This is a genomic window from Stenotrophomonas forensis (assembly GCF_028752115.1).
Taxonomy (GTDB): Bacteria; Pseudomonadota; Gammaproteobacteria; order Xanthomonadales; family Xanthomonadaceae; genus Stenotrophomonas; species Stenotrophomonas forensis.
On the sequence record NZ_CP082270.1, the window covers coordinates 2,927,108 to 2,940,847 of the forward strand.

A 13,740-nucleotide genomic window follows, 5' to 3' on the forward strand; every position below is an offset into this window, starting at 1 on the left:
GGGTCAACCGTGTGGGGAAGGTAGACGCGAGGCCCGCGCACGCCGGGCTTCGTTGTCATCGAGGGTGCGCAGCGTGGTGTGCACGAACTCGAGGTGGGCATGCGCGGCGGCGCGCGCGCGTTCGGGGTCGCCGGCCAGCACCGCGTCCATCATCTCGCGGTGCTGGTCGGACAGCGGCGAGAAGGTCCTCGCCGAGGTATAGAGCTTCTCGCGGCTCTGCGAGATGTTGGTCTGCAGCAGTTCGAACAGGCCGCGCATTACCTGCAGCAGCACCAGGTTGTGCGACGCCTCGGCGATGGACAGGTGGAAGGCCGCATCGGCCTCGGCTTCACCGGTGGGATCGTCCTTGCCGTGCGCATCCATCATGGTCTGGAACGCCTGCGCGATGCGGGTGCGGTCCTCGTCAGTGGCGCGCAGCGCGGCATGCCAGGCGGTGGCACCTTCCAGCGCGTGGCGGATCTCCAGCACGTCGAAGCGGTATTCCGGGTCGCCCTGGAACAGCGGCAGGTACGGCGCCAGCGGTTCATCCAGTGCCTGCCGCGCCCGCGCCGCCGGTTCGGCCACGTAGGTGCCGCCACCGACCCGCGCCGTCAACAGGCCCTGGCTGGCCAACTGTGCGATCGCCTCGCGCAATGCGGTGCGCGAGACGCCCAGCTGCGCCGCCAGGGTGCGCTCGGCCGGCAGCCGGTCACCCGGCTGCAGCCGCTGGTCCTGCACCAGGCCGCGCAGCTGCGCAGCCACCTTGTCCGAAATACGTTGCGTGCTCATGGCGCCATTGTGGCCCGAAGCGCGCAGCGGGTGGTCGGCCGACCGTGCATGGCTCAGGGAATCATCCAGGTCAGCCAGTAGGCCTGGGCCAGGGTGATCAGGCCGACCATCGTGGTGAAGATCAGGCTGTGCTTGACGGTGAAGCGGAACAGGTCCGATTCCTTGCCGGCCAGCCCCACCGCGGCGCAGGCAATGGCAATCGACTGCGGCGAGATCATCTTGCCGGTCACGCCACCGGTGGTGTTGGCCGCCACCAGCAGCACGTCGGACACGCCGATCTGCTGTGCGGTGGTGGCCTGCAGTGCCGAGAACAAAGCATTGGACGAAGTGTCCGAGCCGGTCAGGAACACGCCCAGCCAGCCAAGGAACGGCGAGAAGAACGGGAACGCATCACCGGTGTGTGCCAGTGCCAGGGCAAGCGTGGCCGACAGGCCCGAGTAGTTGGCGATGAAGGCGAAGGCCAGCACCATGCCAATCGAGTAGATCGGCATGCGCAGCTCGCGCACCGTCTCACCGAAGGTCTGCAGCGCCGAACGGGCCGGCATGCGCAGCGCGATGATGGCGATCACCGCAGCGAGGATGATCGAGGTACCGGTGGCCGAGAACCAGTCGAACTTGTAGATCGCCTCGTAGCTGAGCGGCGCGTCCACGATCGGCGGCATCTTCTGCACCATCTGGTCCAGGCCCGGCACCGGGATCTTCAGCACCCAGTGCTCCAGCGGGCCGCCCGCCGCGAACAGCGACTTGAACGGCTTGATGCTCCACAGCGTAACCATCGCGGTGAGGATCAGGAACGGCGACCAGGCCTTGGCGATCTGGCCGACGCTGTAGCGCGGTGCCTCCAGCGCCTGCGCGGCCGCCTCGGCGCTGGTTTCGGTATCGAAGCGGAAGATCCGCACCGGCTTCCAGCGACGCAGGAACAGGGTCAGGCACACCAGCGATGCCAGCGAGGCGGTGATGTCCGGCAGTTCCGGGCCAATGAAGTTGGAGGTCAGGTACTGCGCGATGGCGAACGAGCCCCCAGCCACCAGCACCGCGGGCCAGGTTTCCCTGATGCCGCGCCAGCCATCCATGATCGCCATGATCCAGAACAGCACGATGATCGTAAGGAAGGGCAGCTGGCGCCCAGCCATCTGGCCGATCTCGAACGCATCCAGGCCGGTGACCTGCCCGGCCACGATGATCGGAATGCCCATTGCACCAAAGGCGACCGGCGCGGTGTTGACGATCAGGCACAGGCCGGCGGCATACAGCGGCTTGAAGCCCAGCCCGACCAGCAGCGCCGCGGTGATCGCCACCGGCGCGCCGAAGCCGGCCGCACCTTCCAGGAAGGCACCGAAGGCGAAGCCGACCATCAGCATCTGCAGGCGCTGGTCCTCGGTGACCGACAGGATCGAGGCACGGATGATGTCGAACTGCCCGGTCTTGACCGAGACTTTGTACAGGAACACCGCGCCGATGATGATCCAGGCGATAGGCCACAGGCCGTAAACGAAGCCGAAGCCGGCTGCGCCCAACGCCTGGGTCAGCGGCATGCGATAGAACAGCAGCGCCACGCCCAGCGCGATGGCCACGGTGATCGTGCCGGCGAGCCAGCCCTTCATCCGCAATACGGCCAGGGCGATGAAGAAGAACGCGATCGGCAGCAGCGCGATCAGGCTGGACAACCACAGGTTGCCGGCGGGGTCGTACAGGTGTTGCCAGGGCTGCATGAAGGCTCTCGACTGGGGGCGGGATGTGCTCCACCGCAGGCGGTGGGTCGCCGTGGCCGATACTTATTGGTATTACCAATAAGTGAACTCATCGAGCCACTTAGGGCGGATTTAACCGTCACTCCGGCGGAACGCCTATTAGACCATAGGGCTAGGCGCCATATTGGTCCGACCAAATAGACCCTGATGGTAGTGCCGGCCGCTGGCCGGCAACTCGAGATTTCCTTACGAAATCCGCCTCTCCAACCGCCGCATCACCGCCAGCACCAGTACGCACAGCACGCTGACCCCGATCGCGATCACGTACTTGCCGATGCCCACGGCAATGCCGATGGCCGCCGCCATGATCAGTGAACTGGCGGTGGTCAACCCGCTGACCTGGTCCTCGCGCGAACCGCGCAGGATGGTGCCGGCCGCAACGAAACCGACGCAGGCCACCACCGCTTCAATCAGTCGCACCGGATCGACCTGCAGCAGGTCGCGGTAGCGCTCCTGCTGGAAATGCTCGGCCACCGAATCACCGAGGCCGACGATCAGCGCAGCGGCGCCAGCAATCAGCATGTGCGTGCGCAGGCCGGCAGCGTGCTTGCCCATTTCGCGCTCGACGCCGAGCACGCCACCAAACAGCATCGCCGCGCCCACGCGCAGCAGGATCGAGACATCCTGGGTGAGTTCCATCGCCGCCTCCGGGTATTTGCGGCAGCGTTGCGTGCACAGCGTGGGACGGGGGTGAAGGCAGCACCACGGCCCGTTCACCCGGTGCCGCCAGGCCGGGCCCGGCGCCATCGGCGATCATTGCATCACTGCGCCAGGTAGCCACCATCGATCGCGTAATAGGTGCCGGTCGCGAACGAGGCGTCGTCGCTGGCCAGCCAGGCCACCAGCGCCGCGACTTCCTCCGCCGTGCCCAGCCGCTTCAGCGCGTGCCGTCCTTCCAGCGTGGCGCGCACCTTCGGGTCCATCTTCTCCAGCAGCGGCGTGCTGATGAAGCCCGGGCCGACCGCATTGACACGGATACCGTCGCCCGCATGCTCCCAGGCAGCGGTCTGGGTCAGCCCGACCACGCCGTGCTTGGCCGCGACATACGCGGTTGAACCGGCATAGCCGACCTGGCCCAGGATCGACGCCATGTTGATGATGCTGCCACCGGAACCCGCTGCACGCATCGCCTGGATCTGCGCACGCTGACACAGGAACACGCTGGTCAGGTTGACGTCGATCACGCGCTGCCAGCCATCGATCGGATAGTCACCGCTGCTGGCGGCCGGTCCACCGATGCCGGCATTGTTGACCGCCACATGCAGGCCGCCCAGTTCCTTCACCGTGCGCTGCACCGCCGCCTCGACAGCGGCATCATCGGTCACGTCCAGTGCAATGCCGATCGCCTGTGCACCGCTGCCCTGCAGCTGCGCCACCGTCGCATCCACCGCGTCCTGCTTCAGATCCCAGACCGAAATACGCGCACCGGACGCAGCCAGGGTCTGTGCGACCGCCAGGCCGATGCCGGATACACCTCCGGTCACGATCGCGGTCTTGCCGGTGAGCTGGTAGTCAATCATCTGCATTCTCCATCTGTGGGGGTTTCGATGCGGCTGGCCGCTGTTGAACCCTCACGCTACGACGTTGCCTGTGATGACCCGGCAGACAGTGCGTCCACGAACGATCGTTCCACCCATAAAACCTCAACTCAGGTTGATGTAGGGATCTGCGTATGGATTTGCATGCAAGACGCCGCCGTATGTTCTGCGCAGCAATCAACTTGGCCGTATTGATCAATCGTTTTGACCATCTCGAAATCAAATGCAGATGAATCAGGGCGACAATAGGAAACGTTTCCAGTTTCTTCGACACACGAATTCCAATCTGGCGTTTCCCCAGCCATCCGGCATGCCGTCGCCACCGCATCGCAGCGGGTCTGCACAGGCCACCACCGGACGTGCATCTGCATCGCAGAGCGCATGGGCCAGGCACAGCCAGCGTCCACCTCCTGCGTACGTGCCGAGCAATGTCCCGATACTTCACTTTTGCCGATTACCGCCGCTTCGGCCACCGCCACGGCTTTGATTACCGCGCCGATCCGGAACACCTGCGCGACGACCAGTGGGCCGGCCACGGCGAGGTCAACGAGCAGTTCCTGCGCGGCGGCATGAGCCTGATCGCGTCCGACGTGCATAATCGTTTCCCGTACGTCGCCACCGCCCAGCAGAGCCCGGGGCTGGCCATCCGCGTGATGCTGCAGGGCCAGGTCGACGTCCGCATGCCACGACGCGCGGGCTTCACTCTGCGTGCCGGCACCGCGATGACCGCGCACCATCGCGAGCAGGTCGAGATGACCGGCGCACACCCAGGCGAGACGCGCATGCGCGGGGTCAGCGTGATGGTGCCGGCCGAGATCGATCCGGACCTGTTCCAGCTGCCGCAGCTGCATGCTGCGCTCAACACCCACCTGGAGTGCCGCCACTGGGCGATTCCGCACACTCTGCTGCCGGTGCTGGGCCAGTTGTTCGACAGCCCCTGGCAGGACGGCATCGATGCGCTGTGGCGCGAGGGCGTGGCCCTGCAGCTGCTGGCCGTCGGCCTGCAGGCCGAGGATCTGCAGACCGACCATGTGCGCACGCTGCGCGCGGGACAGCGCGAGCGCCTGGAGCGTGTGCGCGCCTACCTACACGATGATCCCAGCCACGCCCACAGCCTGCTCGAACTGGCGCAGCTGGCCTGCATGAGCCCGAGCTCGCTGCGCCGCCATTTCGCCCAGCAGTACGGTTGCTCGGTGTTCGACTACCTGCACGAGCAACGCATGCGCCACGCCGAACAGGGCCTGCGCGAAGACGGCTGGACCGTCGAGCAGGCTGCGGCCGCCAGTGGCTATCGCCATCCCAGCAACTTTGCTGCCGCCTTCCGCAAGCGTTTTGGCCTGGTGCCCAGCCGTTGGCGTACCGGCCCTTCAAAGGTCGGGTAGCAGCTTCTGTCCTGGTGGGTGTCGACCCTGGTCGACACGCTTTGGCACCAGCGTCGATGCCGGCCAGCGGCCGGCACTACCCCCATCATGCGACCACGGCCAACGCGCCATGACTCCGTTTGGGTAGGTGTCGACCTTGGTCGACACGCTTTGGCACCGTCGCGGATGCCGGCCAGCGGCCGGCACTACCCGCATCATGCGACCACGGCCAACGCGCCATGGCTCCGCTTTGGTAGGTGTCGACCTTGGTCGACACGCTTTGGCACCGTCGCGGATGCCGGCCAGCGGCCGGCACCACCCCCATCATGCGACCACGACCAACGCGCCATGGCTCCGTTTGGGTAGGTGTCGACCTTGGTCGACACGCTTTGGCACCGTCGCGGATGCCGGCCAGCGGCCGGCACTACCGCGGCCGCCGGGCATCGCGTGCCCGGCGCACCTCATCAACCTCAATACACCGGCAGATCGATGTAGCTGGCCTGCGCGGCGCTGTGCCAGACCCGCTGCGTCGCCTTCTGGTAGTCGCCCGGCCTGGCCAGGTAGATGTTCGGCACGTAGGTCTGCGGGTTGCGGTCGTACAGCGGGAACAGGCTGGACTGCACCTGCACCATCACCCGGTGCCCCTTCTGGAAGGTGTGGTTGGCGTTGGGCAGATCGAAGCGGTACGGCAGCACTTCGTTGGCAGCCAGCGGCTTCGGATCGCTGAAGCTCTCACGGTAACGGCCGCGGAAGATCGCCAGCGACACCGGCAGCTCGTAGCCGCCCATCTCCGGCGTCGACGCTTCCTGGTCCGGATACACGTCGATCAGCTTCACCACCCAGTCGCTGTCGGTACCACTGGTCGATGCCTGCAGGTGCACCACCGGCGCACCGCCAATGCGCAGCGGCGCGCTCAGCGGTTCGGTGATGAAGGTCAGCACGTCCGGGCGGCCATCGACGAAGCGCTGGTCCTTGACCAGCCAGGTGGTCCACATGTCGCGGTCGCTGAAGCGCACCGGTCGCGGCACGAACGGCACCGGCTTGGCCGGATCGGACACGTATTCCTCGAAGTCGCCCTCGCCTGCCGCCGGCGCCTGGAACGCCAGCTTGCCGCCGGCACGCAGGTACAGCGGCTTGCTGCTGGCGGCACAGCCCTTGTCGCAGCTGCGCGGCCAGCCCTTCAGGCGGTCCCAGTGGTTTTCGCCGGTGTTGTAGATCAGCACCGGCGGCGTGTCGGCCTTGGGTGCACCGTCCACAAGGTACTGGTCGAAGAACGGCTTGAGCACATCGCGGCGGAACTGCAGCGCGGTATCGCCATCGAACTTCAGGGCGCCCAGTTCACTGCCGCTGTAGTTCACCTGGCTGTGCCGCCATGGGCCCATCACCAGGTAATTGCGGTTGTTGCCACTGTCGCGCCCTTCCATCGCCTGGTAGGCGTGGTTGGCGCCCCACATGTCTTCCTGGTCCCACAGGCCCTGCAGCCACATGGTGGGTACCTTCAACGGCGTCCTGGCCATCACCGCGTCCAGCGCCTGGCCTTGCCAGAAGGCGTCATAGGCCGGGTGCTCGACCAGCTTCTTCCACCAGGTCAGCTGGTCCACGCCGGTGAAACGTGCGTAGTCGCCGGCCGAACCGATGCGCAGGAAGGTGCTGTAGTCGTCGTAGCCGAGGCTGGGCAGCGGCGTGCCCTTGCCGCGCTTCTCGGTCTGCATCGCGAAGTAGTTGAAGTTGACCTGGCGGAACGCACCGTAGTTGAGCCAGTCGTCACCCATCCAGCCATCCACCATCGGGCTCTGCGGTGCGGCCACCTTCAGCGCCGGGTGCGGGTCGGTCAGTGCCATCACCACGGTGAAACCTTCATACGATGAACCGAGCATGCCGACCTTGCCGTTGCTCTCGGGCACGTTCTTCACCAGCCAGTCGATGGTGTCCCAGGCGTCGGTGGAATGGTCGACCTTGGTGTTGTTCAACGGCCCGCGCAGCGGCCGGGTCATCACGTAATCCCCCTCGGAGCCATACTTGCCACGGATGTCCTGGAACACGCGGATGTAACCGCCGTCGACAAACACCTCGTCGCCCTGCGGCAGCAGGTCGCGCATGCGCGGCGAATCACTGCGGTTGGCGCGGCCAGCGGCATCGTAGGGCGTGCGGGTCAGCAGGATGGGCGCATTGTGGGCACCCTTGGGCACCACGATCACCGTATACAGCTTGGTGCCATCGCGCATCGGCACCATCACCACGCGCTTGTCGTAGTCGCGGCCGACATCCGGCGCAACGAAGGGTTTGCCGCTGATGTCCGGGGTCATCGGCGGGGTATCGGCAGCCAGCACGGTGCTGGACAGGCAAAGGGCGATGGCTACAGCAACGGCACGCACACGCATGGAGACCCCTCCCGGCAGGAAAGCCTCAAGCCTACTCCTGCCATGTGCCGTGAAGTGTGGGCGGGCTTTGCATTCTGCGGTGGATACAGGCAGGACTGATGGCACATGTGCCGTCGCCCGGTAGTGCCGGCCGCTGGCCGGCAAGGTCATGATCCTGGGGCCGGTACGCGGTTGCCGGCCAGCGGCCGGCCTTTCCAATCAGGCGGCCACCTCATGCAGCGCCAGCCAGCACCAGCGCCCCTGCTCCTGCTCCTGCTCCTGCCTCAGTACCGTCAGCGACTCCCGCCATGCGGGCTCGCCGCCATCGATCGCATGTCCTTCGCGATAGCGCAGCACCGCCAGCGGTGATGGCGCTTCCACCGCCTGCACGGCGTCGATGGAAATCTGCAGCCCTGGACGCGCGCCATGACCGCCCGCGAACAGTGCCTGCACGGCAATCCGGTCCAGCCTGCGACCAGCGATGCCGACCATGCTGAAGTCTGCACAGAAATGCGCCATCAGATCATCCAGTGCGTCGATGCCGACCTCGGCACGGAACCAGGCCTGCAGTTTGTCGTGCAGGTGGTGGATTTCATGTTCTGCGGTGGTATCCATCATCAATTCCCAGGGTGTGGAAGAAGAAGCTGCTTCGGCCGACGCAACAGCAGCATCGGCAGCAGGGTCAGTACGGCGGCCAGACCCAGCGCCACGCCAGTGGCGCGGGCCGGAAGCCACTGCATGGCCAGTGCCAGCAGCAGCGCGATGGCGGCCGTGCCCAGGCAGAAGCTGAGCTGGCGGTTGAGGTTCCAGAGCGCACTGGCATCGCCCAGCGCTTCGCCCTCGACCCCATGGAAGGCCAGCGTCTGCGCGGTGCTGCTGCACAGGCTGCCGCCAGCACCCATCAGCGCGAACAGCAGCCCGGCCAGCGCAAACGCCGGCTGTGGCAACAGCGCCATCGCCAGCAGGCCACTGGCCTGCAGGAACATGCCGGCACGCAGCACTGCGGCCGGGCCGAAGCGAGCCAGCAGGCGCTTGCTGGCGGTGATCGCGATGGCCGAGGCCAGCGCCCACGGCAGCATCAGTGCGCCGATGCGCGCGGCGCTGTAACCGGCCTGGTGCAGTTGCAGGGTGCTGACCAGCTGGCTGCCGATGAACACGCCCGGCACCGCCAGATACACCAGCATCGCCAGGCGCAGGCTGCGATGGGACAGCAGCGACCAGCGCAGCAGGGGCTGCGGCTGCCGACGTGCATGCCGCAGGTGGACGACGGCGAGCACCACCGCGACCATCAGCAACCCGCTGCCGGCAAGACGATGCCCGGGTTCGCCCAGCCAGGTCAACGCCAGCAGCAGCGCGCCCAGCGCCGCCATCGCGGTGGTCAGCGCATGGGCCTGCAGGCGCGGCACAGTACGACGGACGTCGGCGGGCATCCACGCCAGCACCAGTCCAATCGCCATGAGTGCCAGAGGCAGGCTGGCCCAGAGCACACCGCGCCAGGACAGCCATTGCACCAGCAGCCCGCCCAGCGCTGGCGCCAGTGCCGGCACCAGCAGCGCCACCAGCAGGATGCGCCGGGTCAGTGCACCGCGTTGGTCAGGCGTGCACTGCCGGTAGGCCGCCGCCTGAGCCACCGGAATCAGCAGGCCACCGGCCAGGCCCTGCAGCAGCCGCCACCCCAGCAGCCAACCGATGCCCGGCGCGGCTCCCGCCAGCGCAGCGGCGATCGCGAACAGCAGCAGTGCCACCAGCAGCAGGCGGCGCTCGCCACAGCGTGCGGCCAGCCATGGCGCCAACGGGATCACCACGCTCAGGCCCAGCATGTAGGCAGTGCCGACCCAGGCCAGGGTACCGACGTCGGCATGCAGCTCGGCCGCCAATGCCGGATAGGCCACCGTGGCAATGAACATGTTGACCAGGTCCAGGGCGAACACCAACAGGAAGATCGCCTCATGGCGCAGGCGGGGGGACGGCATCGACGGCGCTCCAGCAGGGAAGCGGCCAGCATGCCCGGCAGGCGTTGTTGGAAAAACACGACGACAGCTGCAACACTGTCAAATCTGTTTTGACAATTGATGTCTATGGTCAGCCTCGATCGCTTCGACATCTTCCGTGCTGTGGTCGAGGCCGGCAGCCTGACCGCGGCGGCCGACCGCCTCGGCCTGAGCCGCGCGGTGGTCAGCTTCAACCTGAAGCGGCTGGAACAGGAGCTGGGCGTGACCCTGCTGCTGCGCAGCACCCGTCACCTGGCCCTGACCGAGGCCGGTGAACAGTTCCTGCAGCACTGCGTGCAGGCACTGGATGCTGCACAGGCGGCGATCGATGCCGCGCGCCGCGACCAGCACCAACTGCAGGGCGTACTGCGCCTGACCACCACACCGGAGTACGCACAGCTGCGCCTGATCCCGGCACTGGAGGCGTTCCGCGCGCGCCACCCGGCCCTGCAACTGCATCTGTCGACCTCGCCGGCACCGGCTGACCTCATTCCCGAGCGTTTTGATCTGGCGATCCGTCTTGGCCGCCTGCCCGACTCTGGCCTGCATGCCAGCGAGCTGGAACAGCACCCTCTGTGTGCGGTGGCGGCGCCTTCACTGCTGGCGCGCCTGCCGTCCGCTGATGCCGCGGACGATCCGGTTCAGCTCGGCACGCTGCCGCGCCTGGGCTACCCACGGCTGGCCGATGTACCGGTGATCGCGCCGGACGGAAGTGATGCGCTGTTTGCCACCAATCCGGCCAATGCAGTGGTACGCGTGGATGGCGCCAGCAGCCTGCGCGCCTTCGCCGTGGCCGGTGCCGGGGTCACCGTTCTTCCCCACTGGCTGATCGAGGACGACCTGGCCATGAACCGGCTGCGGCCAGTACTGCGCCTGCATCGTTTCCCACAGCAAAGCGTGTACGCGGTCTATCCACACAGTGCACAGCCGTCGCCCAAAGTGCGGCAGCTGATCGATTTCCTGCGCGACTGGTTCACTGCATGAAAAAAGGGGACGGAGGGAATTAAGTCGTTTCTGCCATAAACGACTTAATTCCCTCCGTCCCCTTTTTCAGACACGGCCCGTTGCGGGGCCGTGTCCTCAGGCATCAGCGCAGCACCTGCTCAACCAGCTGTACGTCCACGCTCTGCAACGGCTCGGCGGCGTTGCGCGACAGCTGCACCTGGTAGGTGCCGCCGTCGATCTTCCACTGGCGCGCCTGTGCATCGTAATGGGCCAGGGTCTTCGGCTCGGCCTCGATGCGGATGCGGCGCTGTTCGCCCGGCTGCAGGTTCACCTTGTCATAGCCGATCAGGCGGATCGGCGTGGTGCTGCCGGCCGGCAGCTTCAGGTACAGCTGGGCGACGTCGGCACCGGCGCGCTTGCCGGTGTTGCGGATGTCGACGCTGGCGACCAGGCGCGAGCCTTCCACGCTCACCTTCAGGTTTTCATAGGCGAAGGAGGTGTAGGACAGGCCGTGGCCGAAGGCGAAGGTCGGGGTCAGGCCCTTGGCCGCCATCCACTTGTAACCGACGTTGGCGCCTTCGATATCGAAATCGAACACATCACCGAACGGCTTGGCCGGCTTGAAGCCCAGGCCGTCGATGTGCGGGCGCGGCAGCTGCGATTCGTCCACCACCCAGGTCACCGGCAGGCGGCCGGACGGATTGACCTGGCCGGTCAGCAGCGCGGCAATGCCTTCGCCACCGCGGATGCCCGGATACCACGCCTGCAGCATCGCCGGCACCTGTGCCAGCCACGGCGTGCGCACCGGGCCGTTGGTTTCCAGCACCAGCACGGTCTTCGGGTTGGCCTTGGCCACGGCCGAGATCAGGGCGTCCTGGTTGTCGGGAAGCTGCATGTCCGGCAGGTCCACCGATTCTGCCGCCCACTGGGTGGCGAACACGATGGCGACGTCGGCCTGCGCGGCAGCCTTGGCTGCAGCGGCGGCATTGCTGCCGTCCACATACTCGATGGTTGCATCCGGACGTGCAGCGCGCAGCGATTCCAGCGGCGAGGACGGGTGGAAGATCACCGGGCCCGGCCAGGTGGTCGGCAGCACGCCCGGCACCGCATTGGTGCCCTTGGCGGTCACGCCCACCATCGACGAACCGCCGCCACCGATCACGCCCTTGTCGGCATGGCCGCCGATGATCACGATGCGCTTCACGCTGTCGGCCAGCGGCAGCAGGTTGCCCTCGTTGCGCAGCAGCACGCTGCCCTCTTCCACCGTGCGCTGGGCGACGGCGAAGCCAGCCTCGGCATCCACCTTCTGGTGCTGCGGCGGGTTGTCGAAGTTGCCGTGCAGGAACATCGTGCGCAGGATGCGCGCCACCATGTCGTTCAGGCGCGCCTGCGGCACTACGCCACCGTGCACGGCCAGGCGCAGCGGTTCGTCGAAGAAGACGGCTGCATCGAACACTTCACCGGCCGACTGCTGGTCCAGGCCGGCCAGCGCCGCCTTCGAGCCACTGTGCACGCCACCCCAGTCGGACATCACGAAACCGGGGAACTTCCATTCCTGCTTCAGCACCTGGTTCATCAGGTAGCCATTCTCGCAGCCGTAGGTGCCATTGATCTTGTTGTACGAACACATCGCCACGCCCGGGCGGCCTGCCTCCAGCGCGATCTCGAAGGCGAGCAGGTCCGACTCGTGCATGGCCTGCTCGCCGATGCGCACGTCGTGGAAGTTGCGGCGGGTCTCCATGTCGTTCAGCGCGAAGTGCTTCATCGAGGAGATCACGTGCTGGCTCTGTACGCCCTGGATCAGCGCGCCGACCATCGAACCGGCCAGCAGCGGGTCTTCACCGGCATACTCGAAATTGCGACCATTGCGCGGGTCGCGCTGCAGGTTGACGCTGCCCGACAGCAGGATGTTGAAACGCTGCTGCCAGGCCTCGCGGCCCATGGTCGCGCCGCCGGCAAAGGCCACTTCGCGGTTCCAGCTGGATGCAGTGGACGGGCCCGACGGCATCGCGGTGGCGAAGTCGCCCGGACGGATGCCACCCGGATTGGTCACGCCGACGCCGGCATCGGCCGACTGCTGCGAGGGAATGCCCAGGCGCGGCACCGCCGGGACGAAGCCGGCCGAACCGACCGCGCCTTCCGGCAGCGGGCCACCGTCCTTGCCCAGCCCGAAGTAGCTGTGCAGCATCTGGAACTTCTCATCCTCGGTCATCGCCTTCAGCAGCAGCGCAGCGCGCGCGTCGGCGTTGAGGGTGGTGTCCATCCACGGCGTGTCGCCATGCGTGTCAGCGGCATAGGCCAGAGTCAGCAGCGTGGCACGCAGGCTGCTGCCTTCCACCTTGAACGGCGCGCTGCTGGCAGCCTGGAAGCCATCACTGAAGTAGCTGGCGTCTGCTTCCAGTGCGACACGCGCCGGATCGAAGCCGGCCGCCGTGGCCGATTCGCCAGCCACGGCACCGAGCAGCACCGCCGGCGCACCCAGCCGCGAGCGCGTGACCAGCGCCGGCAGCTGGGCCGCGCCTGCACCGGCATCGGTATAGACCGCGACGGTGTGGCGGCCATCGTCCAGGCGCAGGTAGTTCAGGCCCGGCTGGTCGGGGCCGGACTCAGCGGCGATCGGCAGCCGGGTCAGCACGGCCTGGCCGCGCTGGGTCTGGCCATCGTCCTTGCCCGCAGCAATGAAGCGGTACTCGTAGCCCAGCCCATCGGCCAGCACCTGCAGCGGATCGACCTGGCCGATGCCGCGCTGCACCTGGCGCACGCTCACCGCGTCCACCTTCAGGCTCTTCAGCTGCGCAGCCAGGGCCGGCATTGCTTCGGCGCCGGGCGCCTGTTCCAGGGTCAACACGGTGAACGCCGCAGGGTCGGCCCAGGCCGGGGCGGCGAGCGCAGCAGACAGGGCGAGGGAGAGGGCAAGCGGCTTTGTAAACGTTTTCATCGGCAGGCGTAATTCCGTTGCCAAGGCAATCGGTCCAGGGAAAGTGCCGCCGAAGGGTGCAGCGTTCATGCCGCGCAGGGGTTGCCAG

The 13,740-nt window shown here is 66.8% G+C and carries 10 protein-coding genes; 2 read left to right on the forward strand and 8 right to left on the reverse strand.

Going from position 1 to position 13,740, the window contains the following annotated elements:
* Window positions 1–3 precede the first annotated feature (3 nt).
* The 4 genes from lldR to K5L94_RS13615 all read right to left on the reverse strand — a co-directional run bounded on the left by lldR (window position 4) and on the right by K5L94_RS13615 (window position 4,039).
* On the reverse strand, window positions 4–768 hold the full coding sequence (lldR, locus tag K5L94_RS13600) for a transcriptional regulator LldR (RefSeq protein WP_053450048.1): 765 nt from the start codon (window positions 766–768) through the stop codon (window positions 4–6).
* A gap of 53 nt (window positions 769–821) precedes the next feature.
* Window positions 822–2,480 carry an L-lactate permease gene (gene lldP, locus K5L94_RS13605; protein WP_053450049.1) on the reverse strand — a complete coding sequence of 553 codons (1,659 nt, stop codon included), beginning with the start codon at window positions 2,478–2,480 and terminating at the stop codon, window positions 822–824.
* Window positions 2,481–2,705: 225 nt separating this feature from the next.
* Window positions 2,706–3,158 (reverse strand): MgtC/SapB family protein, encoded by a 453-nt coding sequence (locus K5L94_RS13610; RefSeq protein WP_008265586.1) that lies wholly within the window; start codon window positions 3,156–3,158, stop codon window positions 2,706–2,708.
* Between the two features lie 122 nt (window positions 3,159–3,280).
* Window positions 3,281–4,039 (reverse strand): SDR family NAD(P)-dependent oxidoreductase, encoded by a 759-nt coding sequence (locus tag K5L94_RS13615; protein ID WP_053451334.1) that lies wholly within the window; start codon window positions 4,037–4,039, stop codon window positions 3,281–3,283.
* 446 nt (window positions 4,040–4,485) lie between these two features.
* Between K5L94_RS13615 and K5L94_RS13620 the strand changes: the two genes are divergently transcribed.
* Window positions 4,486–5,439 (forward strand): helix-turn-helix transcriptional regulator, encoded by a 954-nt coding sequence (locus tag K5L94_RS13620; protein ID WP_053450050.1) that lies wholly within the window; start codon window positions 4,486–4,488, stop codon window positions 5,437–5,439.
* A 449-nt stretch (window positions 5,440–5,888) separates the two neighbouring features.
* Here the strand turns inward: K5L94_RS13620 and K5L94_RS13625 are convergent, their stop codons facing one another.
* The 3 genes from K5L94_RS13625 to K5L94_RS13635 form a co-directional block, all read right to left on the reverse strand.
* Window positions 5,889–7,799 (reverse strand): CocE/NonD family hydrolase, encoded by a 1,911-nt coding sequence (locus K5L94_RS13625; protein WP_274510650.1) that lies wholly within the window; start codon window positions 7,797–7,799, stop codon window positions 5,889–5,891.
* 198 nt (window positions 7,800–7,997) lie between these two features.
* A complete protein-coding gene (locus K5L94_RS13630; RefSeq protein WP_274510651.1) occupies window positions 7,998–8,393 on the reverse strand; it encodes a DUF4440 domain-containing protein in 396 nt (131 codons plus the stop codon).
* 2 nt (window positions 8,394–8,395) lie between these two features.
* Window positions 8,396–9,751, reverse strand: coding sequence for an MFS transporter (locus K5L94_RS13635; RefSeq protein ID WP_274510652.1), 1,356 nt, complete (start codon window positions 9,749–9,751; stop codon window positions 8,396–8,398).
* 105 nt (window positions 9,752–9,856) lie between these two features.
* Here K5L94_RS13635 and K5L94_RS13640 point away from each other — a divergent pair, with 105 nt between their 5' ends.
* The gene (locus K5L94_RS13640) at window positions 9,857–10,753 is read left to right on the forward strand and encodes a LysR family transcriptional regulator (protein ID WP_274512633.1); all 897 of its coding nucleotides are present in this window, start codon (window positions 9,857–9,859) and stop codon (window positions 10,751–10,753) included.
* 103 nt (window positions 10,754–10,856) lie between these two features.
* Here the strand turns inward: K5L94_RS13640 and K5L94_RS13645 are convergent, their stop codons facing one another.
* Window positions 10,857–13,652, reverse strand: coding sequence for a beta-glucosidase family protein (locus tag K5L94_RS13645; RefSeq protein ID WP_180880922.1), 2,796 nt, complete (start codon window positions 13,650–13,652; stop codon window positions 10,857–10,859).
* Window positions 13,653–13,740 lie beyond the last annotated feature (88 nt).

Coding starts and splice junctions, on each gene's coding strand:
- K5L94_RS13615 (WP_053451334.1), bottom strand. CDS start 4,039: ATGATTGACTACCAGCTCACCGGCAAGACCGCGATCGTGACCGGAGGT.
- K5L94_RS13630 (WP_274510651.1), bottom strand. CDS start 8,393: ATGGATACCACCGCAGAACATGAAATCCACCACCTGCACGACAAACTG.
- K5L94_RS13610 (WP_008265586.1), bottom strand. CDS start 3,158: ATGGAACTCACCCAGGATGTCTCGATCCTGCTGCGCGTGGGCGCGGCG.
- K5L94_RS13635 (WP_274510652.1), bottom strand. CDS start 9,751: ATGCCGTCCCCCCGCCTGCGCCATGAGGCGATCTTCCTGTTGGTGTTC.
- lldR (WP_053450048.1), bottom strand. CDS start 768: ATGAGCACGCAACGTATTTCGGACAAGGTGGCTGCGCAGCTGCGCGGC.
- K5L94_RS13625 (WP_274510650.1), bottom strand. CDS start 7,799: ATGCGTGTGCGTGCCGTTGCTGTAGCCATCGCCCTTTGCCTGTCCAGC.
- K5L94_RS13640 (WP_274512633.1), top strand. CDS start 9,857: ATGGTCAGCCTCGATCGCTTCGACATCTTCCGTGCTGTGGTCGAGGCC.
- lldP (WP_053450049.1), bottom strand. CDS start 2,480: ATGCAGCCCTGGCAACACCTGTACGACCCCGCCGGCAACCTGTGGTTG.
- K5L94_RS13645 (WP_180880922.1), bottom strand. CDS start 13,652: ATGAAAACGTTTACAAAGCCGCTTGCCCTCTCCCTCGCCCTGTCTGCT.
- K5L94_RS13620 (WP_053450050.1), top strand. CDS start 4,486: ATGTCCCGATACTTCACTTTTGCCGATTACCGCCGCTTCGGCCACCGC.